This is a genomic window from Streptomyces sp. S186 (assembly GCF_051603415.1).
Classification (GTDB): domain Bacteria; phylum Actinomycetota; class Actinomycetes; order Streptomycetales; family Streptomycetaceae; genus Streptomyces.
Genome location: NZ_CP193932.1, coordinates 5,765,553 through 5,788,401, shown reverse-complemented (window position 1 = coordinate 5,788,401; position 22,849 = coordinate 5,765,553). Strand labels below are relative to the sequence as shown.

Below are 22,849 nucleotides of genomic sequence, written 5' to 3'. Positions count from 1 at the left end.
CTCTCCCGAGCCGGAATGCGGGAATTCACGGCCGCCGGGAACCACCGTCCGGCATCGAGAACGAACGGCGGAGCGGCGAAACGGCGGGACCGATGGAACGGCGGGATCGGCCGGCGCGGGTCCGCGCACCCGTCGCGGAAACGGAAAAGCGAACCCCCGTTCATATATCGCCCGGGCCATACGGCACGATCCCCTACGGACCACCATCCCGACGAACCACCGCCCCCACAGACCACGGACAGCCACCAGGAGGACGCCCATGACCGCCCCCACCGCCCCGACCGCTCCCCGGCCGGAGATCCTCGCCGCGTTCGAGGCGGCGAAGGGCTTCATGCCGGTGGACGAGGGGCTCGCCCTGTACGCGGCGGCCGGTGAGGCGGCCGCGCTGGGGCTGCCGCTGGTGGAGATCGGCAGCTACTGCGGCCGTTCCACACTCCTGCTGGCCGAGGCGGCGCGGGCCGCCGGTGTGCCGGTCGTCACCGTGGACCACCACCGGGGCAGCGAGGAGCAGCAGCCCGGCTGGGAGTACCACGATCCGGAGGTCGTCGATCCGGTCGTCGGCCGGATGGACACCCTGCCCGCCTTCCGCCGCACCCTGCACGCGGCCGGCCTGGAGGAGCACGTGATCGCCGTGGTGGGCCGTTCGCCGCTGGCCGCGGCGCTGTGGCGGGCGCCGGCCGGTCTGGTCTTCATCGACGGCGGGCACACCGACGAGCACGCCACCGCCGACTACGAGGGCTGGGCCCCGCGCGTCGCGGACGGCGGGCTGCTGGTGATCCACGATGTCTTCCCGGATCCGGCGGACGGCGGCCAGGCCCCGTACCGCATCTACCGGCGGGCCCTGGAGTCCGGCGCGTTCACCGAGGTTTCGGTCCACCGTTCGCTGCGCGTGCTGCGGCGCACCGGGGCCGGAATCTGAGGCGGCTACCATCGCGCAGGTGTCGAACGGCAGTACTTTCCCCCCGCCCCGCCGCTCGCGCGGCACCGTGCTGATCGTGCTGGCGGTGGTGGTGGCGGTCGGGGTGGGCGGCTGGCTGGTCTGGTGGCCGCCGGGCGGCGGCCGCTCCCCCGCCGGTGCCGCCGCCTCCGGTTCGCCGGCGCCGGGCACCCCCGGCCCGGACGGCGGCGGGGAGGGCCGCGACGGGGACACGGGCGGCGCGGACGGCCCGGCCCAGGCCCACGGCCCGGACAGCCTCCGGGGGAAGACCGTGCTGCTCGACCCCGGACACAACCCGCACAACCGCGACCACACCCGGGAGATCGCCCGGCTCGTGGACATCGGCAACGACCGCAAGGAGTGCGACACCACCGGCACCGCCACCGACGACGGCTACGCCGAGGCGTCGTTCACGCTGGACGTCGCCCGGCGGGCCCGGGCACTGCTCCAGGCGGAGGGTGCCCGGGTCGTCCTCACCCAGGACGGGGACCGGCCGTACGGACCATGTGTGGACGGGCGGGCCACGGCGGGCAACGAGGTGCACGCCGACGCGGCGGTCTCCGTCCACGCCGACGGGTCGGTGCCCGGCAACCGGGGCTTCCACGTCATCCTCCCGGCGCGGGTCACCGCGGGCGCGGCCGACACCTCCCGGATCGTCGGGCCGTCGCGGGAGCTGGGCGAGCGGCTGGCCGACCGGTTCGCGGCGGTTACCGGAAGCGCTCGTTCCAATTACCTCGGCCACGGAACCGGGCTGGACACCCGCTCCGATCTCGGCGGACTCAACCTCTCGGCGGTACCGAAGGTGTTCATCGAGTGCGGCAATATGCGCGATCCGAAGGATGCCGCGCAATTGACCGATGCACAGTGGCGAGAAAAGGCGGCCCGGGGGATAACGGAGGGCATTACGGACTTCTTGACGCGCTGAACGCACTTTCGATCCACTGAACGGACTTGCGGCCGGGGCCGGACCGATACCCGGGCGGCCCACAGGATTCGACGATAGGTTCCCTTTACGATGGGGGGCCATCGCCGTGCCTCGCACCGCGCCAGCGACAGCGTCGACGCTCACGAAGTCGACCAGGAACACGAAACCGACAAAGGACCTTTACGTGAACATCCGCTCCCTCAGTCGAGGCGACGGCGTGGTGATCGGAGCAGCGGTGCTGCTGTTGATCGCCTCGTTCCTCAGCCTCTCCGCGTACGGCGACGTAAACGCCTGGCAATCGCTGCAGCTGCTGATGAGCGTCTACCTGGCCGGCGTCATCGCGGCCGCGCTGATCGTCACGGCGCGGGCCCTGCCGCATCCGCGCAAGGTCGCCGGGCTGGAGCTCGGCCAGTTCGGGGTGGCGCTCTCCGTGTTCGCCGCCTGGACCGCGTTCTGGGCGATCATCGACAGCCGGGGCGCGGGCGCGGGCCTGATCCTCGGCCTGATCGGGGCGCTGGCCCAGGCGGGCGCCGCGGTGGCCACCCCGCTCGTCCCGGCGCTGAAGGTCGCCCTGGTCGGCGCGGAACGCCCGCGGGTCAGCAGCCCGTACGGCGGCGGCGCCGGCACCCAGGGCTACGGCTACCCGGGCGCCCAGCAGCAGGGCGGCTACGGCTACCCCGGCGGGCAGCAGCCCGGCCAGGGCTACGGCGGCCAGCCGGCCGCGGCAGGGGACCCCGGCGCCACGGCCGGCGGCGCGACGGGCGCCACCCCGGCGGCCGGTGGACCGGCGGACTTCGCCCCGTTCTGGTTCGCGGTGCCGGTGCCCCGACCGCTGTACGGCGAGGACGGCTCGCCGTCGCCGATCGCCGAACTGGCGCCCGGCACCTGGTACCTCGCGGTGGAGCAGCGCGGTGCCGCGCTGATCGCGCAGACCCAGGACGGCCGGCGCGGCATCCTCCAGGACACCACCGGCATCCAGCGCGGCTGACGCCGCCGCACCCCGCGGTCCTGTCGCGGCCCCCACGGGCCGGCCCGGCCCCTCGCACTCACGGGCGGGGGGCCGTTGCCATGTCCACGGCGGCGCCGTACAGTGCGCGGACCCGCCGCTGACCCCCCGTCAGCCAGCGGGCCGGCAACCGGTCGTCGACGGAGGGCGGGCCCATGCGACTCGGTCTGGCACTCGGCTACTGGGGCCGCGGCCCCGACCCCCGGCACCTCGAACTCGCCCGCGAGGCCGAGCGGCTGGGCTACGACTCGGTGTGGACCGCGGAGGCATGGGGCTCCGACGCGTTCACCGCGCTCACCTGGATCGCCGCCCACACCTCGCGCATCAAACTGGGCACCGGCATCGCCCAGATGGCCGCCCGTACACCCACCGCCACCGCGATGCACGCGCTCACCCTGGACCATCTCTCCGGCGGGCGGGTGCTGCTGGGACTGGGGCTGTCCGGGCCGCAGGTCGTCGAGGGCTGGTACGGACGGCCGTTCCCCGAGAGCCCGCTGACCGCCACCCGGGAATACGTGGACGTGATCCGCCAAGTACTGGCCCGCAAGGGCCCGGTGACGGCCGACGGCCGCTTCCACCCCCACCCCTACCAGGGCCCGGACGGCACCGGCCTCGGCAAACCACTGAAGCCCATCACCCACCCCTTGCGGGCCGACCTGCCGATCCTGCTGGGCGCCGAGGGGCCCCGGAACATCGCCCAGACCACACGGATCGCGGACGGCTGGCTGCCGCTGTACTGGTCGCCGTACCGCACCGAGGTCTACCGGGAGTCGCTGGCGGACGCCCCGGAGGGCTTTCTGATCGCGCCCATGGCACGGGCCGTGGTCTGCGACGACGTCGCCGAGGGGCTGCTGCCGGTCAAGGCGATGCTCGGCTTCTACATCGGCGGGATGGGGCACGCGGCCCGGAACTTCCACGCCGACCTGATGGCACGGATGGGCTTCGAGGAGGAGGCCCGGCGGGTGCAGCGGCTCTTCCTCGAAGGCCGGAAGGAGGAGGCGGTACTGGCCGTCCCGGATGCCTTCGCCGACGAGATCTCGCTGGTGGGGCCGCGGGAACGGATCGCTGCGCGGCTGGCGGCGTGGCGCGAGGGGCCCGTCACGGATCTGTTGGTGACAGCCCCTGATCTCCGGACCCTGCGGATACTCGCGGAGCTGAGTTTCTGACCTCCCACGTAGCCGGCGTTTCCGCCGGGGTTCGCCGCTTGCCTGTTGCGCCTGCGGCGCATTGCCGATCCGCTGCGCGGGGCTGTTCGGCCGCGGTGCCGGGCCTCCGGGGCAGGGGTGTGCCGGACTGCTTCGCTTTACGTCCGGAACACCCCTGCCCCTCCGACCCGTCCCCTCCCGTAGGTGGGTGGTTTCCAGGTTGGTGGGGGTACGCGTCGGTGGGTTGTGTGGAGGAGGTGGTGGGTTACGAGAAGGAGGAGTAGGTCAGCCAGCGGTCCAGTAGGGGGCGGTCGCCCAGTACCTCGATTCCCTCGGCGTCGAGGGGGCGGCGGCGATAGAAGGCCAGGAGGAGGTCGGTGAGGGGGGCGCGGAGGGCGACGGCGGCCTTCTCGTGGGTGCGGCGGTAGGTGACGTGTTCGCCGGTCAGGTCCAGGAACCACTCGGCGTGCAAGGCGGGCGGGGTGTCGGTGGCGTGCAGATGGAGGGTGCGGCCGGGGCCCAAGAGGGCCTCGGCGCGGTCGGCCCAGTGCTCCTCCACGACCGGCGACGCGCACAGTTCGAGCCACTCGTCCAGGCAGTCGATGGCGACCTCCGGCGGGACCTCGTAAGCGGCGCCGGTGGTGAGCGCGGCGTCGGCGCGGTGGATCACCGTCTCGTGGACCATTCGGCGGGCCCAGAAACCGGCCCGGTCGTCGCGCGCCCAGGACCACACGGGGGTGTCGGGGCCGACCTCGCGGAGTGCCGCCACGGTGCGTTCGGCGCCCTCGGCCAGCCAGGCGTCGAACGCCTCGGGGGTGGCCTCGGCGGGTCCGCCGGCGCCCGTGACGGTGGTCGGGTCGATCATGGCGGTGGCGCGGGTGGCGACCAGTTCGCCGGCCCAGCGGTGTGCGCCGCCGACGTGCCGGGCGAGGTCGGCCAGGGTCCAGTCGGGGCAGGTCGGCACCGTGGCCGTGAGATCCCCGTGACGGACGATTTCCCTGAACTTCTCGGATTCCACAAGCAGTTGGGCGCAGTATTCCTCGTAAGCGAGGGAACCTTGGAACGTCATGCATCGAACACTAGTGCGCAGCCATCACTCGTTTCCACCAACCCGCACCAGCCCACCGACATCCGCCCCAACCGGCCTGGAATCCTCCCACCCACGGGAGGGGACGGGTCGGAGGGGCAGGGGGCGTCCGGACGTAGAGCGAAGCAGTCCGGACACCCCCTGCCCCGGAGGCCCGGCACCGCACCCGACAGCCCCGCGCAGCGGATATCAAGCCCGCGAAGCGGGCCGGAAAACGCGCCGTCAGGCGCAAGGGCAGTCCGGCGCCAGGCCCGTAGGCAAGCGCTCGCCGCCGAAGACCGACGTCGTGGCCTCGTCGCCGCCCAGCGCGGCCACCGCGAGCAGCAGCGAACCGGCCGTCCAGGACGTCTGCTCCTGAGGCCAGATCGCCTTGTCCTCGAAGACGTAGCCGGTCCAGTACATGCCGTTCTCGGCGCGCAGGTGCCGGATCCACTTCAGGATCTCGACGGCCCGGTCGGACTCCCCCATCGCCCAGAGCGTCAGCGCCAGTTCCGCGCTCTCGCCGCCGGTGACCCAGGGGTTGGGCACCACGCAGCGCACGCCCAGGCCGGGGACGACGAAGCGGTCCCAGTCCGCGTCGATCCGCTCCCGGGCCGCCGCGCCGCGCACCGCGCCGCCCAGCACCGGGTAGTACCAGTCCATGGAGTAGCGGGACTTGTCGAGGAACCGCTCGGGGTGGTGGCGTATCGCGTGGCCGAGGCGGCCGAGGGCCAGTTCCCAGTCGGGCTGCGGCTCCTCACGCTGCTCGGCCAGAGCCAGGGCGCAGCGCAGCGCCTGGTAGACGGAGGACGAGCCGGTCAGCAGCGCGTCGCGGACGGGGGTGCCGTCGTCCTCGCGCTTCCAGCCGATCTCGCCGCCGGGCTGCTGGAGTTCGAGGACGTACTCGATCGACGCGTGGACCGCGGGCCACATCCGGTCGAGGAAGGTCTCGTCGCCGGTGGACAGGTAGTGGTGCCAGGCGCCGACGGCCAGGTAGGCGCAGAAGTTGCTCTCCCGGCCGCGGTCGGTGGGGGCGTCCGCGTCGCCGTCGGCGTAGGCCGCGTACCAGGAGCCGTCCGGGTTCTGGTGCCGGACCAGCCAGTCGTAGGCGGCCTCGGCGCGCTCGTGCTCGCCGGCGGCGTCCAGCGCCATGGCGGCCTCGGTGTGGTCCCACGGGTCGAGGTGGTGGCCGCGGAACCACGGGATGGCGCCGTCCGTGCGCTGGGTCGCCAGGATGCCCGCGACGGTGCGGGCGGCCTGTTCGGCGGTGAGCACGCCGGGGAGGACGAGCCGTTCGGTACGCCCGGGACTCGTCACTTGGCGGCCCCGCGGGCGGCGGTGCGCTGGGCGGCGGGCTTGGTGGCGGTGCGCTTGGCGGCGGCAGCCTTCTTCGGCTTCGGGGCGGGCTCCGGCACGGGCACGGGCTCGGGGTCCTCGCCGCGGAGCGAGGGGGCGTGCGGCTTGGTGGCGTAGGCGACGAAGCTCTTGCCGATGAGCGGGTTGAGGGCCTGCTCGGCGAGGCGGGTGGCCAGCGGCTTCTTCATGATGTCCCAGACCAGCAGCTTGTGGTACGCCTTCACCGGCAGCGCCTGGTCGTTGTCCACACCGAAGGCGCACTTCAGCCACCAGTACGGGCTGTGCAGCCCGTGGGCGTGGTGGGTGCCGTACGGCTCCAGGCCGGCCTCCCGCATCTTGCCGAGCAGTTCGTCGCCGCGGTAGATGCGGATATGGCCGCCCTCGACCTCGTGGTAGGCGTCGGAGAGTGCCCAGCAGACCTTCTCCGGGCCGTAGCGCGGCACGGTGACCGCGATCCGGCCGCCGGGGCGCAGCACCCGGACCATCTCGGCGAGCACGCCCTTGTCGTCGGGGATGTGCTCCATCACCTCGGAGATGATCACGACGTCGAAGCTCTCGTCGGGGAACGGCAGTGCCAGCGCGTCGCCCTCCATGGCGGTGGCGGAGGCGCCCGCCGGGGCCTCGCCGGCCTCCTTCATCGCGGCGAACCACCTGGCGACCTCGCGGATCTCCTCGCCGTTCCGGTCCAGGGCGACGACCTGCGCGCCGCGCCGGTAGCACTCGAAGGCGTGCCGGCCCGCGCCGCAGCCCAGGTCGAGCACGCGGTCGCCGGGGGCGAGCGGGAAACGGGAAAAGTCGACGGTCAGCACGGCGTTACTGCTTTCGTCCGGCGGTCAGGGGCGGAGGGAAGTGCGGTGTGGGCAGGGAAGTCCGGTGTGGCTGCGGGTGGACGGCATGGTGCGGCGACGGCATGGTGCGGCGGCAGGTCACCGGCCGCCGACGGCCGTCGGGGCGGCGACCGTCGCGGCGGTGGCGCGGCCGGCCTGGCGGGCGATGGCCTCGCGGTAGCGGTCGGCGGTGCCGAGGGCGGCCTGCCGCCAGGTGAAGCGGGCCAGTACCCGCTCCCGGCCGGCCGCGCCCAGCCGGCGTCGGAGCGGTGCGTCGCCCAGCAGCCGGAGCAGCCCGGCGGCGAGCGCCCCGGCGTCGCCCGGCGGCACCGCGAGGCAGGTCTCGCCGTCCGGCCCGGCCACCTCGGGAATGGCGCCGCCGGTGGTGGCCAGCAGCGGGGTGCCGGTGGCCATCGCCTCGGCCGCGGGCAGCGAGAACCCTTCGTAGAGGGACGGCACACAGGCGATCTGCGCACCGCGCACCAGGTCCACCAGCTCGGCGTCGCTGATTCCCTTGACGAACTCGATGGCGCCGGACAGGCCGAGCCGTTCGATGGCGGCGGCCACCGGCCCGTCGTCGGCCCGCTTGCCGACCACGACGAGATGGGCGTCGGGCTGCTCGGTGCGCACCTTGGCCAGCGCCTCGACGAGGTGGACCAGTCCCTTGAGGGGGACGTCCGCGCTGGAGGTGGTGACGATCCGGCCGGGCACCTCGGGGACGGACGGGTCCGGGGAGAAGAGGTCGGTGTCGGCGCCGATGGGGACGACGTGGATGCGGCCGGGGTGGACGCCGAGGTCGTCGACGATCTCCTGGCGGGAGGAGCCGGAGACGGTCAGGACCGACGGCAGCCGCCGGGCCACCCGCTTCTGCATCCGGGTGAAGCCGTACCAGCGGCGGACCGAGAGGCGGCGCTTCCAGTCGTGCGCGGCGGCCAGGTCGAGCCGCCGGTCGACGGTGATGGGGTGGTGGATCGTGGTGACCAGCGGGGCGCCGAGCGCGCCGGGGCCGCCGAGCAGGCCGTAGCCGAGGGTCTGGTTGTCGTGGACGACGTCGAAGTGGCCGCGGTGGGCGGCGAGATGGCGCCGGGCGCGGAGGGAGAAGGTCAGCGGTTCGGGGAAGCCGCCGGTCCACATCGTGGCGACTTCGAGGCCGTCGATCCAGTCGCGGAACTCGTCGCGGCGGGGGGTGCGGAACGGGTCGGGCTGGCGGTAGAGGTCGAGGCTGGGCAGCTCGGTCAGCGTCACGCCCTCGTCCAGGACGGGGTAGGGCTGGGCCCCGATGACCTCGACGGTGTGGCCGAGGCGGGCCAGCTCGCGGGAGAGATGGCGGACGTAGACGCCCTGTCCGCCGCAGAACGGGTTCCCCTTGTACGTGAGCATGGCGATTCTCAGGGGACGCCCGCGGTCCGTCGGGGCGGAGGCCGAGGGGGTCTCCGCCGGGCGGGGCGCGGCTGCCTGGACGGCCTCTGCGGTCACGCACGGCCCCCTTCTCACTGGACTTTCGCCGGAGCGTAACCGCTGGCGGTAATCTAGAACAAGTTTCAGAACTGTTCAGAACCGAAAAGCTACTGACCAGTTCACCGAGTTTCGAATCTACCGGCCGGGAACGGAGCGAAAAGAGCCGCACCAGGTGATTCGCGCCACGGCACGGCCCCTGCCATGCTGTGCCGATCACGCACCGCCGGCACTCACCGCATCGCGGAGGGAAAGTCACGGAGCGGAGGGAAAGCCACGGAATGGGACACATGACTACGGAACCCAAGGCGGCCGGGCCGGCGCTTCCGGCGCTTCCGGCGAGTCCTCCCCTGACGGAGCGACAGGAGGCCCGGCGCCGCCGCATCCTGCACACCAGCGCCAGGCTTGCCGGCCGCGGCGGCTTCGACGCGGTCCAGATGCGCGAGGTCGCCGAGTCCTCCGGCGTCGCGCTCGGCACCCTCTACCGCTACTTCCCGTCCAAGGTGCACCTGCTCGTCGCCACCATGCAGGACCAGCTCCAGCACATGCACGAGACGCTGCGCAAGCGCCCCCCGTCGGAGGAGGACCCCGGCGCCCGGGTCGCCCAGACGCTGATGCGGGCCTTCCGCGCGCTGCAGCGCGAACCGCACCTGGCGGACGCCATGGTGCGCGCGCTGACCTTCGCCGACCGCTCCGTCAGCCCCGAGGTCGACACCGTCTCCCGGCTGACCACCGCGATCATCCTCGACGCGATGGGACTGGACGGCCCGCCGACCCCGGAACAGCTCTCCGCGGTCCGCGTCATCGAACACACCTGGCACTCGGCACTGATCACCTGGCTGTCCGGACGCGCCTCGATCGCCCAGGTGAAGATCGACATCGAGACCGTCTGCCGCCTGATCGATCTGACGGCGCCGGGGGCGGGGCCGAGGTCGAGGTCGGCGCCGGAGTCGGGGCCGGTCACCCGTTAACCTTCCCGCCTTCGTTAATCCCTCAGCCTTCGTTAACCCTCCCGCCTTTCCGGGTAGTTGGCTCACAAGGGGCCCTCGCACCCCCTAGGGGACCACCCTCCTCACCCCCTACGGGCCCGCCCCCGGCCCCAGCGGAATACCCGGGTCGCGTCCCGAGTTGATGCTCCGCATGACGATCATCCGCTACCTCGGCGGCCCCACCGCCCTCCTCGACTTCGGCACGGCCCGCCTCCTCACCGACCCCACCTTCGACGCCCCCGGCACCTACCCCATCGGCACCCGCACCCTGGCGAAGACCGCCGGCCCCGCCCTCGCCGCAGCCGAGCTCGGCGCCGTGGACGCCGCGCTGCTCTCCCATGACCAGCACCCCGACAACCTGGACGCGGCAGGGCGGGCCTACGCCCTCGGCACCCCGCTCGTCCTGTCCACAGGGTCCGCCCAGGAGCGGCTCGGCGGTCCCGTCCGGGCGTTGGCCAACTGGGACTCGTACGACCTCGAAGGCGGCGTGCGCATCACCGGAGTGCCCGCACAGCACGGGCCCGACGGCAGCGAGCACCTCGTCGGCGAGGTCACCGGCTTCGTGATCGAGGGAGCGGGCCAACCGACCGTTTACGTCAGCGGGGACAACGCCTCACTCGATGTCGTACGCCGGATCGCGGACCGCTTCGGGCCGGTCGACATCGCCCTCCTGTTCGCGGGCGGGGCCCGGACGCCGCTGGTCGGCGACGCCTACCTCACCCTGCCCAGCGACGGCGCGGCCGAGGCCGCCCGGATCCTGGGCGCACGTCATGTCGTCCCGCTGCACTTCGAGCACTGGGCGCACTTCACCCAGGGCCCTGACACCCTCGAACCGGCCTTCGCCCAGGCCGGACTCGCGGACCGGCTGCACCTCCTCAAGCCCGGCGAGCAGATCGAGCTCTGAGCTCCAGAGATACGACGGTGAGGGCCGACCACAGCCGCTCCGCCGGGCGCTCACCGCGGCGGAGTGCGCCGGATCACTTCTCGTCACTCTCCGGCGTGGCCTGTCGCCCCTTTCCCCTGCAGAGAGCACACGGACCCGGGCACGGCGGCACCGCATCACCAGGGGGCACGTGGATGACGCCCTCCCCCGTCGCCACCAACGGCGGCCGCAGCTCCGGCGGCCTCAACTTGGCCCGCTCGCTCACGACTTCGCCTTCCTCGCATGGGGGTGACGGCGCATCTCGACATTGCGGTCGATCACCGCCGCCTTGTCTCCGACGGAACGCGCCACCGCACGCTGCTCGGCGAGGGCGGCGCACACATCGCACCCGGCGACCGGCTCGGGCTCCGGCGCCGGAAACGGGTCCGGCAGGTGAACGTGCCGACAGCTCCGGGGCATCAACTCACCACCTGCACACCGTGATTCCAGTGCGCCCCGGCGTCGACGCCGTGCACCGCGAGCCACAGCGCCCGGCGCCGCCCACGCTGCAACCGTCGTTCCTGCCGTTCCTGCCGTTCCCGCCGCTGCCGGAGCTCTTCGGACGCAAGGACGTACGGGCGGATCAGGGGTACGTCCTCACCACACAGCAGCCCCGAGTGCTTGGGGGACACGCGGAGAGGAACGGGCGTCGCCGCGTCCTCGCGCCCCGCTTCAGGTGATGCGTCAGCGGACCGGTGACACCCTTGTGCAGGCAGAAACACCCGCAACAGCAGTTCGAAGAACCACGCGCTATGTTTGCGCACGTCGTCAACCTCCAAGCGGTTGATGGCCATGCCCCCGGACCGGTCGCACGGTCGCAGGGGTTTGTTCCGTCCAACTGTCCACGCTGGTAGGGCCAGTGGCTTCCCGGCCACAGGTATCCCCATCATGGGTAGGCTGAGGCTCTGACCAATGCGGCACTCTGTCACCATCAGTCGCGACGGGGCACTTCATGACCGGTTACGTACCGCCTACCGCGCTCCCGTGCGGACTCCTGGATCATGCGGAGATGAGAGCCGCGTTTGCGGCCCATGACTTCGGGACGGTGTTCCGTCTCGCTCGCAGTGAGGCAGGGATCAGTTACTCGAAGATCGCGGCGGAGTGCGACATCAAGCCGGAACGCGTCGGGTTACTGGCACGCGGCATCGGCAGTGTGACGACCTTCGAGAAGGTTGCGCGGATTGCCGAAGCGCTGCGCATTCCGGGGGGTCTGCTCGGTCTTGCGCCCCGCGAGTGGGAGGCACCCGCCTGCCGCGCGCTCCCCACGCCTGCACGTGCCACCGCTACGGACGGAGACGGAGACGAAGTGCGGCGCAGAGAATTCTTCAAGGCAACGGCCGTGACCGGCCTCGCCGCCGGATTGTCCGACCTGGCGCGTCCTCAGACCGGCCGGCGAATCGTGAGCAGTGTCCCCGATCAACTTCGAGAGCGTACGGCCAGACTGCGGCGCCTTGACGACGTGCTCGGCGGAGGTGACACATATCGGGTCTACCTCGGCGAGTACCAAGCCACGAAGGCACTGATGCGTGATGCCACATACACCGAGGAGACGGGCCGAGCCCTCCTCTCCATGCTCGCTGAGCAGGCGCAGCAGGCCGGTTGGGCGGCATTCGACGGCGGCAAACACGCCGTTGCGAGCAGTCTGTACGAGGCCAGTCACGAGGCCGCGATGGAAGCAGGGGACAAGGCTCTGGCAGGCAACGCGCTCGCCTTCCTCGCTTACCAGAAGGTCAATGGTGACCGACGAGCCGGCATCGAGACGGCCGCCCGCTCGTGTACAACGGCTGGTCCCGACGCGGCCCCGGGCGTCCGAGCCCTCCTGTACGAGCGGCTCGCATGGGCATACGCGGTCGCCGGGCTTGCCACCGAGACGGAACGCGCGCTCGACTCCGCCGTATCTGCCCTCGCCGCCGTCGACGACACTCCGCAGCCGGATTGGGTGGCGTGGGTCGACCACAATGAGTTGGAGATCATGAGCGGCCGATGCTGGACGGAGTTGCGGCGTCCGTTGCGTGCCGTTCCCATTCTGGAATCAGCACTCGCCGCATACGACGACACCCACGCTCGGGATAAGAGCCTGTACCTGTCGTGGCTGGCCAACTCCTACCTGACAGCCAGGGAGGTTGAGCAAGCCGCGACTGTCACCGACCGAGCGCTGGACCTCTGCGCTGGGGTGGCTTCGGTACGCCCACGGGAACGGCTCGCTCCCGTCCTGCGCAGGCTCGGCGAACACCGGACCGTGCCCGGCGTCGCCGATGTCTTGGAAAAGGCCCGTGCATGACGGTTACTGCTCGCCGACCGGCCCGACGGTAGTGGCGATCCAGCGGAGGTAGGCATCCGACCCGGCCACGAGCAGAACAGCCGAGACTTCAGGGTTCTTCCACGGGTGATGCTTGAGGAGGTGCGCCTCCAGCGCGGGGTATGCGTCGGCCCGGCTCTTGAGCAGGAGTTGCCACTCCTCGCCCGTCCCGAACTCACCCTCATGCCAGAAGACGGAGACCACCGGACCGACGATCTGGGCACCAGCCGCGAGACGACGTTCCACTACGGAACGGGCCAGCTCTACCGCTTGCTCGCGTGTCTCCGTCGCTGTGGAGACCTGCAGGAAGTCAGCCGTCATGCGGCGAGCATAGTCGTCGGCCATCGGCGTTCACCGAAGCTACGAGCCCTCGCCCCGCCGCTCGCCCCCTCACTCCTCCGGCGGGAACACCGTCTCTCCGCTTTCCGCCGTGGTGATCACGATCGCCTCCACCGGGCAGCTCTCGGCCGCTGCCAGGACGGCGTCCGTGGGCTCGGTCTCCGGGGCGACGGGGTGTGACTGCCGCGCCGTGTCCAGGCGGAACCGTTCCGGCGCGGTCCCGGCGCACAGGCCCGAGCCGATGCAGACGCCCCGGTCCACCGTCACCCGCCAGCGCTCCGGCCCCGTCTCCCCCATCAGGCACCCGCCGGCAGGTGGATCATCTTGTGTTCCAGGTATTCGGCGAACCCCTCGGGGCCGAACTCCCGCCCGATGCCGGAGTTCTTGTAGCCGCCGAACGGCCCGAGCATGTCGATGCTGAAGGTGTTCACCGAGTACGTACCGGTGCGCACCCGCCGGGCGATCTCGATGCCGTGCTCGACGTCGGCCGTCCACACCGACCCCGACAGCCCGTACTCGGAGTCGTCGGCGATCCGCACCGCCTCCTCCTCGTCCCCGTACGGCAGCAGGCAGATCACCGGGCCGAAGATCTCCTCCCGGGCGATCCGCATGCCGTTGTCGACGTCGCCGAAGAGCGTCGGCTCGACGTACCAGCCGGTCGGCTGCCCCGCCGGACGGCCGCCGCCCGCCAGCACCTTGGCGCCCTCCTGCTGTCCCAGCGCGATGTAGTCCAGCGAACGCTCCTGCTGGCGGCGGGCGACCAACGGCCCGAGTTCGGTGGCCGGATCCAGCGGGTCGCCGATGGTCAGCGCGCCCGCCGCCGCGGCGAACCGCTCGGCGATCTCGTCGTAACGGCTGCGCGGCGCGAGGATCCGGGTCTGCGCCACGCACGCCTGCCCGTTGATCATCCAGGCGAACGGCGCGATCCCGGCCACCGCCGCGTCCAGGTCCGCGTCCGGCAGGATCACCGCCGCGGACTTGCCGCCCAGTTCCAGCGTGACCCGGCTGAGGTTGCGGGCCGCGACCTCCATGACCCGCCGGCCGGCCGCCACCGACCCGGTGAACGAGACCTTGTCCACGCCCGGGTGGCCGACCAGGTACTCGCTCACCTCCCGGTCGGCCGGCAGGATCGACAGCACCCCCTCCGGCAGCCCGGCCTCGGTCACGATCTCCGCCAGCAGATACGCGTCCAGCGGCGTCTCCGGCGAGACCTTCAGCACCACCGAGCACCCGGCCAGCAGCGCCGGCGCGAGCTTGGCGGCGGCGGTGAACTGCGGGACGTTCCACGGCACCACGGCCGCGACCACGCCCACCGGCTCCCGGCGCACCAGCAGCGGCCCCAGCGCCCCGGCCCGGCGCTCCTCGAACGGGAACTCCCGGGCCACCGTGAGCGCCGCGTCCCACACCATCATCGCGGCCAGCGACTGCACCATGACGCCCGAGGTGACCGGCGTCCCGTTCTGTGCGCCGATGACCCGGGCGAACTCCTCGCTGCGCACCGCGAAGGCGTCCTTGATCCGGCTCACCACCGCGATCCGCTCCGCCAGCGGGGCATCGGCCCACACGCCGGACGCGAAGGAGGCGCGGGCCGCGGCCACCGCCCGGTCGACGTCGGCCCGCGCGGCGTGCGGAACCCGGCCGATGACCCGTTCGGTGTGCGGCGAGACGACCTCGATCGTGTCCGGTCCGGCCGGGTCGACCAACTCACCGCCTATGTAGAGCTTTCCGTGTTCGACGAGGTCGCTGTCGCTCATGCTGCCGCCTCCCGACGGTCTCGACGGATGACGCTCTCGACGGATGGCGTCTCTGACCCTTCGGTCCCGGCTTCGTCCCGACTTCGGTCCCGGCTTCGGTCCCGACCTTCGGTCTCCGACTGCGATTCTGACGGGGCGTCAGGAGACGTCTCCCCAGAACTGATACCAGTTCTACTCCGCGGAGTCCACGCCGCCCGGTGACTGAATGCCAACTCTCGTGTCGCCAAGGTGCGTTCATCTGGTCCTGAAACTCGTTCTAGTTATAGTTGAGGGCACAACGGCACCGGAGGGGGCGCGATCCATGGCACCGCAGGTGATCGACCACAGGGGCGGGGTGTGGAGCATCGCCGTCCCCATCCCCGACAACCCGCTCGGCCACACCCTCGTCCACCTCCTGGAGACCGACCGCGGCCCGGTCCTCGTCGACACCGGCTGGGACGACCCGGACTCCTGGGACACCCTCACCGCCGGCATCACCGCCTGCGGCTTCGACCCCGCCGAACTCCACGGCGTGGTGATCACCCACCACCATCCCGACCACCACGGCCTGTCCGCCAAGGTGCGGGAGACCTCCGGCGCCTGGGTCGCCATGCATGCCGCGGACGCCGCGGTGGTCCGGCGCACCCGTGCGGCGGAGCCCGGCCGGTGGCTGGACCACCTGCTCGCCACGCTCACCGCGGCCGGGGCACCGGACGACCACCTGGAGCCGCTGCGGGCCGCCCGCGCCGCCGGACGCGGTGGACGGGTGCCCGGCCGGCGGGCCGCACTGCCCGACCGCGGCATCGAACCCGGCGAGCTCCTCGACCTCCCCGGCCGCCGCCTCCGCGCGATCTGGACGCCCGGCCATACCCCCGGCCATGTCTGCCTCCACCTGGAGGAGGCACACCCCGCACATGAGGAGATCCACACCGCACACGCAGCGGGCCCCCGACCGGACGCCGCCCGCCCCGCCCGCCCCGGCGGCTTCGGCCGGCTCTTCTCCGGCGACCACCTCCTCCCCGGCATCACCCCGCACATCGGCCTGTACGAGGACCCCGACGACGTCCCCGACCGGCTCGACCGGGGCGATCCGCTCGGCGACTACCTCGACTCGCTCGAACGGATCGCCCGGCTCGCGCCGGCGGAGGTGCTGCCGGCCCACCAGCACGCGTTCCCGGACGCCCCGGGCCGCGTCCGGGAGCTGCTCGCCCACCACGAGGAGCGCCTGGCCGGCCTGCGCGCGCTGCTCGGCGAGCCGCTCACGTCCTGGCAGCTCGCCGCGTCGATGCGGTGGAACCGCCCCTGGGACGACATCCCGCCGGCCTCCCGCACCATCGCGGTCTCCGAGGCCGAGGCGCACCTCCGCCACCTGGTCAAGCGCGGGCATGTGGAGATGGTGGCCGGTTCGGATCCGGTCCGGTACGTAGCGGTTTAGGGGGTTTGCCGGGTGGTTCCGGGTGATTCGTCGGACGGTTCGTCGGTCGGTCCGTCGGTTGGTTCGTCGGTCGGCTTCTCGTGGCGGCGGCCTTCCGTGGCCTTCCGTCGACGGGCCGCCGCGGCCCCGTCCGCGGGCGCGACCGCGAGGCGGCGCGTTCCCCCTCCGGAGTTAAAGTGTGCGGGACAACTTCATCCCGTACCCGATCGGGGAAAGCCGGTGGAAATCCGGCGCTGACCCGCAACCGTGAGTCCGCGCGACCGGACGAGCCGGAGCACCCGGTGGGGCACGACCAAGGCTCCCGCCACCGGAACCGCCGCTCCCGCGGACGGCCGGTGCGCGGCACCGTCGAGGTTTACGGAGCTGAGCCCGGTGCCACCGTGCCGCACGCCGCGCGTGCCGCACGGGCGGTCGACCGAGCGCGGCTCTGCTTCGTAGGCCGCCGCGACCCCGACCGACCCGAGAGGCACCCACCCGATGGCCCGTATGGCCCCCACGGCCCCCCAGGCCCCCGCGCCGCAGCCGCACTCCGCCGCCCCCCGGGCGCGCCGCGCCGCCACGGCGCTGGCCGCCGCGGCGACCGCCGCCGTGCTGGCCGGCGCCGTGGCCCCCGTCGCGTACGCCGACGGCCCGGCGGCCCCGCAGCCCACGCAGCAGAAGCTGCCCAAGGGCCTGTACGGCACCAAGGACCCGCAGTACGACGGCGTGTGGCGGCAGTCGCTGGCGCTGCTGGCGCAGCACACGGTGGGGGTCCGCCCGGCGGCGTCCGCGGTGGACTGGCTGGCGGGGCAGCAGTGCGCCGACGGCGCGTTCGCCGCGTACCGGCCGGATCCGGGCAAGGCGTGCGACGCGGCCACGATGCGGGACACCAACCAGACCGCCGCCGCGGTCCAGGCGCTGACCGCGCTCGGCGGGCACGGTGACACCGTGCAGAAGGCCGTGCAGTGGCTGAAGTCCGTCCAGCGCGAGGACGGCGGCTGGGGCTCGATGCCCGGTGGGCAGGGCGGCGAGGCGAGCGACGCCAACTCCACCGCGGTGGTGATCGGCGCGCTCGCGGCGGCCGGTGAGAAGCCGGAGTCGGTGACGGCGAAGGGCGGCAAGTCGCCGTACGACGCGCTGCTGACGTTCCGGCTCGGGTGCGACGCGAAGGAGGCCGAGCGCGGGGCGTTCACCTTCCAGCTGAAGAACGCCGCGCCGAACGCCGACGCCACCGCGGCCGCCGTCACCGGGGCCCTGGGCAAGGGCTTCGTCGTGGCGCCGGCGGGCAAGGACGCGAACCGGCCGGTCAAGGCGCCGGACTGTGCGAAGGACACGGTGCGGGGCAGCGGCGCGGACGCCCGGACGGCGGCCGCGGACGGCGGCGCGAGCTGGCTCGTCGGACAGCTGGACGCCGCCGGGCAGCATCTGCGGTCCGCGATGCCGGGCGCCGAGCAGCAGCCCGATGTCGGCAACACCGCGGACGCGGTGGTCGCGCTGGCGGCCGGTGGGCACGGCGCGGCCGCCCAGAAGCCGCTGGCGTGGCTGGAGAAGAACGCCGGGGCCTGGGCGAAGCAGAACGGCCCGGCCGCGTACGCCCAGCTGATCCTCGCCGCGCACGCCACCGGCACCGACCCACGGGCGTTCGGCGGCACCGACCTGGTGAGCGCGCTGAACGCGACCGGGCCCGCGCCGGCCGCGACCGCCGCGCCGTCGCCGGCCGCGGACAAGGACACCTCGGACGGGGGCGGCTTCGGCGTGTGGTGGGTGATCGGTGTCGGGCTGGCCATCGGCGCCGGCATCGGCTTCCTGATCAGCGGCCGCAACAAGAACAAGAACGCGCTGTGAGCATGCTGCGGCACGGTTGGACCCGGCGGGCGGTCGGCGGGCTGCTGCTGGCGGGGGCGGTGACCGGTCTGGGAGCCGGCCCCGCCCAGGCGCAGCAGTACCGCTACTGGTCCTTCTGGGACGGCGGTGCTCCTGCCGCCGGTGGCAAGAACACCGCGTGGGCGTACGCCACGGAGGGGCCCGGCACTTCGCGGCCGGCCGACGGGGCCGTGGTGGGCTTCCGTTTCTCGGTGAGCGCGGACTCCGCCAAGGCGACCGGCCCGCGCACCGCCCCGGACTTCGCCGCGCTCTGCGGTACGGCCCCGGCCCGGTCCGGGGACAAGCGGGTCGGTGTGGTGATCGACTTCGGTACCGCGGCGGACGCCCCGCCCGATGAGCATCCGCCGGCCGGGCGCACCGGCTGTGCCAGGGTGCCCGCGGACGCCTCGGCGGGCGAGGCGCTGGCGGCGGTCGCCAAGCCGCAGCCGCTGCGCTACGACGCCAATGCGCTGCTGTGCGGGATCGCGGGCTATCCGCGGTCCGGGTGCGCGGAGCAGGTGGACGGGAGCAGCGGGGCGCAGCCGACGGTGACGGCGACGGCCGGGCGCGATGCCGACGGTGCCGCGGGCGGGGACGACGGCGGGGGGCCGTCGGCCGGTGTGGTCGGCGGGATCGGGGCCGTGGTCGTACTGGGCGCGGCCGGCGTGTGGCAGGCGCGCCGGCGGCGCGGATGAGGGCCCCGCGCGCCACCCGCAGTACCGCGCTGCACGCGGGCGCCTGGTGGGTGTGGGCGCTCGGCCTGGCGACCGCGGCGTCCCGGACCACCAATCCGCTGCTGCTGGGGCTGCTGGCGGGGGTGGCCGGCTATGTCGTGGCGGCGCGCCGGACCGACGCGCCGTGGGCCCGGTCGTACGGCGCGTTCGTCAAGCTCGGGCTGGTGGTGCTGGGCATCCGGCTGGTCTTCGCGTTCGTGCTGGGTTCGCCGATCCCCGGTACCCACACCCTGGTGACGCTGCCCGAACTCCCGCTTCCCGACTGGGCGAAGGGGGTCCGGGTGGGCGGCCGGGTGACCGCGGAGGGGATGGTCTTCGCGCTGTACGACGGGTTGAAGCTGGCCACGCTGCTGATCTGTGTGGGCGCCGCCAACGCGCTGGCCAATCCGGCCCGGTTGCTGAAGTCGCTGCCCGGTGCGCTGTACGAGGCGGGGGTGGCGGTGGTGGTCGCGATGACCTTCGCGCCGAACCTGGTGGCGGACGTACAGCGGCTGCGGGCGGCCCGGCGGCTGCGCGGCCGCCCGGACCGCGGTGTCGCGGCCCTGCTGCAGGTGGGGCTGCCGGTGCTGGAGGGCGCGTTGGAGCGGTCGGTGGCGCTGGCCGCGGCCATGGACGCCCGCGGCTACGGGCGGACCGCACAGGTGCCGCCCGCCGTGCGGCGGTTGACGTCGGTGCTGACCCTGGGCGGACTGCTCGGGGTGTGCGCGGGGACGTACGGTCTGCTGGGCGATTCCGGGGGCGGCTACGGGCTGCCGCTGCTGGCGGTAGGTCTGGTGGCGGCACTGGCCGGGCTGTGGCTGGGCGGCCGCCGGTCGGTTCGGACGCGCTACCGGCCCGAGGCGTGGGGCGTCCGGGCGTGGCTGGTGTCCGGTTCGGGGGTCGCGGTCGCGGCGCTGATGATCGCGGCGAACGGCTGTGCGCCGGGGGCCCTGCATCCGCCGGCGGTGCCGCTGACGGCGCCGGTGCTGCCGCTGTGGCCGGCGCTGTCGCTGCTGGTGGGGTTGGTGCCGGCGGTGGTTGCACCGGCACCGGGACCCACTCGGGGCGGGGCCCGCGCTCCGGTCCCGGCGGCCCGCTCGGCCTCGTCGGCCTCCTCCACCTCAACTGTCTCTCCCCCTCGTGTCCCTCGTGTCCCTCGTGTCCCTCATACCTCCCGTACATCTCATCCCTCCCCTCCCTCCGATCCCTCCGATTCCGACCCGTGCACGAAGGAGTCCGCCCAGTGATCCGCTTCGAGGAGGTCTCGGTCACCTATGGGGACGCCACTGCACCGGCTCTTCAGGGGGTCGACCTGACCGTGCCCGAGGGGGAGCTGTGCCTCCTCGTCGGCCCGTCCGGGGTCGGCAAGTCGACGCTGCTGAACGCCGTGTGCGGGCTGGTGCCGCACTTCACCGGCGGCACCCTGCGCGGCCGGGTCACCGTCGACGGGCGGGACACTCGAACCCATCCGCCGCGTGAACTGGCCGATGTGGTCGGGACGGTGGGCCAGGACCCGCTGGCGCACTTCGTCACCGACACTGTCGAGGACGAACTGGCCTACGGCATGGAGTCGCTGGGGCTCGCCCCGGACGTGATGCGCCGCCGGGTCGAGGAGACCCTGGACCTGCTGGGCCTGGCTGAGCTGCGGGACCGGGCCATCCGCACGCTGTCCGGCGGGCAGATGCAGCGGGTGGCGATCGGTTCGGTGCTGACGACGCACCCCAAGGTCCTGGTGCTGGACGAGCCGACGTCGGCACTGGACCCGGCGGCCGCCGAAGAGGTCCTGGCGGTGCTGCAGCGGCTGGTGCACGACCTGGGGACGACGGTGCTGATGGCCGAGCACCGGCTGGAGCGGGTGGTGCAGTACGCGGACCAGGTGATCCTGCTGCCGGGGCCCGGCGCGGCCCCGATCATGGGCGATCCGGCCGACATGATGGCCGCTTCGCCGGTGCGGCCGCCGGTGGTCGAGCTGGGCCGGCTGGCCGGCTGGGCGCCGCTGCCACTGTCGGTGCGGGACGCCCGCCGGAAGGCGGCCGCGCTGCGGGAGCGGCTGTCGGCGGTGGCCGTACCGTCTCCCGGCCCGGCTCCCGCACGGGCGGCCGGTCCGGGAGACGGGCCGGCCGGCGGACCAGGAGCCGAACCGGGGACGGACGCGGAGCCGGTCGCCGCGGTCGCGGGTCTCGGCGTCCACCGGGACCGCACTCCGGTGCTGCACGGCGTGGGGCTGACCGTCCGGCCCGGTGAGACCGTCGCCCTGATGGGACGGAACGGTGCCGGCAAGTCCACGCTGCTGCGCACGCTGGTCGGGATGCATCCGCCGTCGGCGGGGTCGGTGCGGATCGGGGGTACCGCCCCGCACAAGGCGCGGCCGCGGGAGCTGCTGCGCCGGGTCGGACTGGTGCCGCAGGAGCCTCGGGACCTGCTGTCGGCCGACACCGTGGCGGCGGAGTGCGGCGCGGCGGACCGGGACGCGGACGCACCCGCCGGGAGCTGCCGGGAGCTGGTCGCGCGGCTGCTCCCCGGGGTGCCGGATACGGCCCATCCCCGGGATCTGTCCGAGGGACAGCGACTGGCGCTGGCGCTGGCGGTGGTGCTGACCGCCCGCCCGCCGCTGCTGTTGCTCGACGAGCCCACCCGGGGCCTGGACTACGCGGCCAAGGCCCGGCTGGTCGAGGTGGTGCGGGGGCTGGCCGCCGAGGGTCAGGCGTGCGTGCTGGCCACCCACGATGTGGAGCTCGCCGCCGAACTCGCCCACCGGGTGGTGATCCTGGCGGACGGGGAGGTCGTCGCGGACGGTCCGACCGAGGACGTGGTGGTCTCCTCCCCGGCGTTCGCCCCGCAGGTCGCCAAGGTGCTGGCGCCGCTGCCGTGGCTGACCGTCGCGCAGGTGGCCCGTTCCCTGGAAGGGGCCTCGGCGTGACGGCGCCGGCCCGGCGGGTGCGTGCGGTGCGGCTCGGTCCGCGGTCGGTCGCCGCGCTGTGTCTGGTGTCGGCGATCGGCGTGGTGGCCTTCGGCTGGCCGTTGCTGGCCGGTTCCGCGTCCGGGCTGGCGCATTCGCAGGACGCTCCGTGGCTGTTCGCCGCGCTGTTGCCGCTGCTGTTGGCGGTGGTGGTGGCCACCATCGCCGACAGCGGCCTGGATGCCAAGGCGATCGCGATGCTCGGGGTACTGGCCGCGGCTGGGGCGGCGTTGCGGCCGCTGGGCGCGGGGACCGCGGGGATCGAGCCGATGTTCTTCCTGATGGTGCTGTCGGGGCGGGTGCTGGGGCCAGGTTTCGGATTCGTGCTGGGGTCGGTGGCGATGTTCGCCTCGGCGCTGCTGACGGGCGGTGTCGGACCATGGATGCCGTTCCAGATGCTGTCGATGGGCTGGGTGTCGATGGGGGCGGGGCTACTGCCGGGGCCCGCGGTGGTCGCCCCTGCTCAAGCGGAGCCGGGAGTTCGGGGGAGATGGCGGGGCCGCCGCGAGCTGTTCCTGCTGGCGGGGTACGGGGCGGTGGCGTCGGTCGGCTATGGCCTGGTGATGAACCTCCAGGGCTGGCCGTACATCGGCGGGCTGGCGTCCGGGGTGTCGTTCGTGCCGGGCGATCCGCTCTCCGCCAACCTGACGCGCTATCTGGCGTACTGCCTGGCCACGTCCCTGGGGTGGGACCTGCCGCGGGCGGTGGTCACCGTCGTGCTCACGCTGACGCTCGGCGGCACGGTGCTGAAGGCGCTGCGGCGGGCGACGCGCCGGGCGGCGTTCGAGGCGCCGGTGGAGTTCGTGGACCCTGCCGGGCCGGCGGGCCGGTCCTGACGGACCCGCGCGGGCGCCGGGCGGCGCGGCCGCCTGCATCGCCTGCACCCCCGGCAGGGCGGCAG

The 22,849-nt window shown here is 73.2% G+C and carries 21 protein-coding genes; 13 read left to right on the top strand and 8 right to left on the bottom strand.

Going from position 1 to position 22,849, the window contains the following annotated elements; genetic code table 11:
* Positions 1 to 259: 259 nt before the first annotated feature.
* The 4 genes from ACRAS8_RS24910 to ACRAS8_RS24895 all read left to right on the top strand — a co-directional run bounded on the left by ACRAS8_RS24910 (position 260) and on the right by ACRAS8_RS24895 (position 4,034).
* Positions 260 to 919: a class I SAM-dependent methyltransferase gene (locus tag ACRAS8_RS24910; RefSeq protein WP_438488220.1), complete on the top strand. Its 660-nt coding sequence runs from the start codon at positions 260 to 262 to the stop codon at positions 917 to 919.
* A 19-nt stretch (positions 920 to 938) separates the two neighbouring features.
* Positions 939 to 1,862: an N-acetylmuramoyl-L-alanine amidase gene (locus ACRAS8_RS24905; RefSeq protein WP_438488219.1), complete on the top strand. Its 924-nt coding sequence runs from the start codon at positions 939 to 941 to the stop codon at positions 1,860 to 1,862.
* Positions 1,863 to 2,046: 184 nt separating this feature from the next.
* The gene (locus tag ACRAS8_RS24900; RefSeq protein WP_438488218.1) at positions 2,047 to 2,850 is read left to right on the top strand and encodes a hypothetical protein; all 804 of its coding nucleotides are present in this window, start codon (positions 2,047 to 2,049) and stop codon (positions 2,848 to 2,850) included.
* Between the two features lie 173 nt (positions 2,851 to 3,023).
* Positions 3,024 to 4,034 (top strand): LLM class F420-dependent oxidoreductase, encoded by a 1,011-nt coding sequence (locus tag ACRAS8_RS24895; RefSeq protein ID WP_438488217.1) that lies wholly within the window; start codon positions 3,024 to 3,026, stop codon positions 4,032 to 4,034.
* A 244-nt stretch (positions 4,035 to 4,278) separates the two neighbouring features.
* Here ACRAS8_RS24895 and ACRAS8_RS24890 read toward each other — a convergent pair whose 3' ends face one another.
* The 4 genes from ACRAS8_RS24890 to ACRAS8_RS24875 all read right to left on the bottom strand — a co-directional run bounded on the left by ACRAS8_RS24890 (position 4,279) and on the right by ACRAS8_RS24875 (position 8,738).
* Complete coding sequence (locus tag ACRAS8_RS24890) at positions 4,279 to 5,082, bottom strand: maleylpyruvate isomerase N-terminal domain-containing protein (protein WP_438488216.1); 804 nt, start codon at positions 5,080 to 5,082, stop codon at positions 4,279 to 4,281.
* Positions 5,083 to 5,322: 240 nt separating this feature from the next.
* Positions 5,323 to 6,396 (bottom strand): prenyltransferase, encoded by a 1,074-nt coding sequence (locus ACRAS8_RS24885; RefSeq protein WP_438488215.1) that lies wholly within the window; start codon positions 6,394 to 6,396, stop codon positions 5,323 to 5,325.
* The gene (locus ACRAS8_RS24880; protein ID WP_438488214.1) at positions 6,393 to 7,244 is read right to left on the bottom strand and encodes a class I SAM-dependent methyltransferase; all 852 of its coding nucleotides are present in this window, start codon (positions 7,242 to 7,244) and stop codon (positions 6,393 to 6,395) included. Before ACRAS8_RS24880 ends, ACRAS8_RS24885 begins: the two co-directional genes overlap by 4 nt.
* 117 nt (positions 7,245 to 7,361) lie before the next feature.
* Positions 7,362 to 8,738, bottom strand: coding sequence for a glycosyltransferase family 4 protein (locus ACRAS8_RS24875; protein ID WP_438488213.1), 1,377 nt, complete (start codon positions 8,736 to 8,738; stop codon positions 7,362 to 7,364).
* A 269-nt stretch (positions 8,739 to 9,007) separates the two neighbouring features.
* Between ACRAS8_RS24875 and ACRAS8_RS24870 the strand changes: the two genes are divergently transcribed.
* Positions 9,008 to 9,688 carry a TetR family transcriptional regulator gene (locus tag ACRAS8_RS24870; protein WP_438488212.1) on the top strand — a complete coding sequence of 227 codons (681 nt, stop codon included), beginning with the start codon at positions 9,008 to 9,010 and terminating at the stop codon, positions 9,686 to 9,688.
* A 169-nt stretch (positions 9,689 to 9,857) separates the two neighbouring features.
* A complete protein-coding gene (locus tag ACRAS8_RS24865) occupies positions 9,858 to 10,610 on the top strand; it encodes an MBL fold metallo-hydrolase (protein WP_438488211.1) in 753 nt (250 codons plus the stop codon).
* A 437-nt stretch (positions 10,611 to 11,047) separates the two neighbouring features.
* On the opposite strand, the gene ACRAS8_RS24860 is transcribed toward ACRAS8_RS24865, so the two are convergent.
* Positions 11,048 to 11,422: a hypothetical protein gene (locus ACRAS8_RS24860; RefSeq protein ID WP_438488210.1), complete on the bottom strand. Its 375-nt coding sequence runs from the start codon at positions 11,420 to 11,422 to the stop codon at positions 11,048 to 11,050.
* Positions 11,423 to 11,637: 215 nt separating this feature from the next.
* On the opposite strand from ACRAS8_RS24860, the gene ACRAS8_RS24855 reads away from it, so the two are divergent.
* Entirely contained in the window at positions 11,638 to 12,909 is a 1,272-nt protein-coding gene (locus ACRAS8_RS24855; protein ID WP_438488209.1) for an XRE family transcriptional regulator, read from the top strand.
* Positions 12,910 to 12,912: 3 nt separating this feature from the next.
* On the opposite strand, the gene cutA is transcribed toward ACRAS8_RS24855, so the two are convergent.
* The 3 genes from cutA to ACRAS8_RS24840 form a co-directional block, all read right to left on the bottom strand.
* The gene (cutA, locus tag ACRAS8_RS24850) at positions 12,913 to 13,248 is read right to left on the bottom strand and encodes a divalent-cation tolerance protein CutA (protein ID WP_438488208.1); all 336 of its coding nucleotides are present in this window, start codon (positions 13,246 to 13,248) and stop codon (positions 12,913 to 12,915) included.
* A gap of 69 nt (positions 13,249 to 13,317) precedes the next feature.
* The gene (locus tag ACRAS8_RS24845; protein ID WP_438488207.1) at positions 13,318 to 13,563 is read right to left on the bottom strand and encodes a ferredoxin; all 246 of its coding nucleotides are present in this window, start codon (positions 13,561 to 13,563) and stop codon (positions 13,318 to 13,320) included.
* Positions 13,563 to 15,020: an aldehyde dehydrogenase gene (locus ACRAS8_RS24840; RefSeq protein ID WP_438488206.1), complete on the bottom strand. Its 1,458-nt coding sequence runs from the start codon at positions 15,018 to 15,020 to the stop codon at positions 13,563 to 13,565. The genes ACRAS8_RS24845 and ACRAS8_RS24840 overlap by 1 nt, the downstream gene beginning before the upstream one ends.
* A gap of 301 nt (positions 15,021 to 15,321) precedes the next feature.
* Here ACRAS8_RS24840 and ACRAS8_RS24835 point away from each other — a divergent pair, with 301 nt between their 5' ends.
* The 6 genes from ACRAS8_RS24835 (at position 15,322) to ACRAS8_RS24810 (ending at position 22,784) form a co-directional block, all read left to right on the top strand.
* Positions 15,322 to 16,434, top strand: a complete 1,113-nt coding sequence (locus tag ACRAS8_RS24835; protein ID WP_438488205.1) for an MBL fold metallo-hydrolase — start codon at positions 15,322 to 15,324, stop codon at positions 16,432 to 16,434.
* A gap of 486 nt (positions 16,435 to 16,920) precedes the next feature.
* A complete protein-coding gene (locus ACRAS8_RS24830; protein WP_438488204.1) occupies positions 16,921 to 18,258 on the top strand; it encodes a prenyltransferase/squalene oxidase repeat-containing protein in 1,338 nt (445 codons plus the stop codon).
* Positions 18,259 to 18,260: 2 nt separating this feature from the next.
* On the top strand, positions 18,261 to 18,971 hold the full coding sequence (locus ACRAS8_RS24825) for an SCO2322 family protein (RefSeq protein WP_438488203.1): 711 nt from the start codon (positions 18,261 to 18,263) through the stop codon (positions 18,969 to 18,971).
* Entirely contained in the window at positions 18,968 to 20,236 is a 1,269-nt protein-coding gene (locus tag ACRAS8_RS24820) for a CbiQ family ECF transporter T component (RefSeq protein WP_438488202.1), read from the top strand. Before ACRAS8_RS24825 ends, ACRAS8_RS24820 begins: the two co-directional genes overlap by 4 nt.
* The gene (locus ACRAS8_RS24815; RefSeq protein WP_438488201.1) at positions 20,233 to 21,909 is read left to right on the top strand and encodes an ABC transporter ATP-binding protein; all 1,677 of its coding nucleotides are present in this window, start codon (positions 20,233 to 20,235) and stop codon (positions 21,907 to 21,909) included. The genes ACRAS8_RS24820 and ACRAS8_RS24815 overlap by 4 nt, the downstream gene beginning before the upstream one ends.
* A complete protein-coding gene (locus ACRAS8_RS24810) occupies positions 21,906 to 22,784 on the top strand; it encodes an ECF transporter S component (RefSeq protein ID WP_438488200.1) in 879 nt (292 codons plus the stop codon). Before ACRAS8_RS24815 ends, ACRAS8_RS24810 begins: the two co-directional genes overlap by 4 nt.
* Positions 22,785 to 22,849: the final 65 nt, after the last annotated feature.

Excerpts from the sequence above, each read along its gene's own strand:
- ACRAS8_RS24860 (WP_438488210.1), bottom strand. The coding sequence starts at position 11,422 with ATGGCCATCAACCGCTTGGAGGTTGACGACGTGCGCAAACATAGCGCG.
- cutA (WP_438488208.1), bottom strand. The coding sequence starts at position 13,248 with ATGACGGCTGACTTCCTGCAGGTCTCCACAGCGACGGAGACACGCGAG.
- ACRAS8_RS24840 (WP_438488206.1), bottom strand. The coding sequence starts at position 15,020 with ATGAGCGACAGCGACCTCGTCGAACACGGAAAGCTCTACATAGGCGGT.
- ACRAS8_RS24910 (WP_438488220.1), top strand. The coding sequence starts at position 260 with ATGACCGCCCCCACCGCCCCGACCGCTCCCCGGCCGGAGATCCTCGCC.
- ACRAS8_RS24830 (WP_438488204.1), top strand. The coding sequence starts at position 16,921 with ATGGCCCCCACGGCCCCCCAGGCCCCCGCGCCGCAGCCGCACTCCGCC.
- ACRAS8_RS24845 (WP_438488207.1), bottom strand. The coding sequence starts at position 13,563 with ATGGGGGAGACGGGGCCGGAGCGCTGGCGGGTGACGGTGGACCGGGGC.
- ACRAS8_RS24895 (WP_438488217.1), top strand. The coding sequence starts at position 3,024 with ATGCGACTCGGTCTGGCACTCGGCTACTGGGGCCGCGGCCCCGACCCC.
- ACRAS8_RS24865 (WP_438488211.1), top strand. The coding sequence starts at position 9,858 with ATGACGATCATCCGCTACCTCGGCGGCCCCACCGCCCTCCTCGACTTC.
- ACRAS8_RS24870 (WP_438488212.1), top strand. The coding sequence starts at position 9,008 with ATGACTACGGAACCCAAGGCGGCCGGGCCGGCGCTTCCGGCGCTTCCG.
- ACRAS8_RS24890 (WP_438488216.1), bottom strand. The coding sequence starts at position 5,082 with ATGACGTTCCAAGGTTCCCTCGCTTACGAGGAATACTGCGCCCAACTG.
- ACRAS8_RS24825 (WP_438488203.1), top strand. The coding sequence starts at position 18,261 with ATGCTGCGGCACGGTTGGACCCGGCGGGCGGTCGGCGGGCTGCTGCTG.
- ACRAS8_RS24820 (WP_438488202.1), top strand. The coding sequence starts at position 18,968 with ATGAGGGCCCCGCGCGCCACCCGCAGTACCGCGCTGCACGCGGGCGCC.
- ACRAS8_RS24855 (WP_438488209.1), top strand. The coding sequence starts at position 11,638 with ATGAGAGCCGCGTTTGCGGCCCATGACTTCGGGACGGTGTTCCGTCTC.
- ACRAS8_RS24835 (WP_438488205.1), top strand. The coding sequence starts at position 15,322 with ATGGCACCGCAGGTGATCGACCACAGGGGCGGGGTGTGGAGCATCGCC.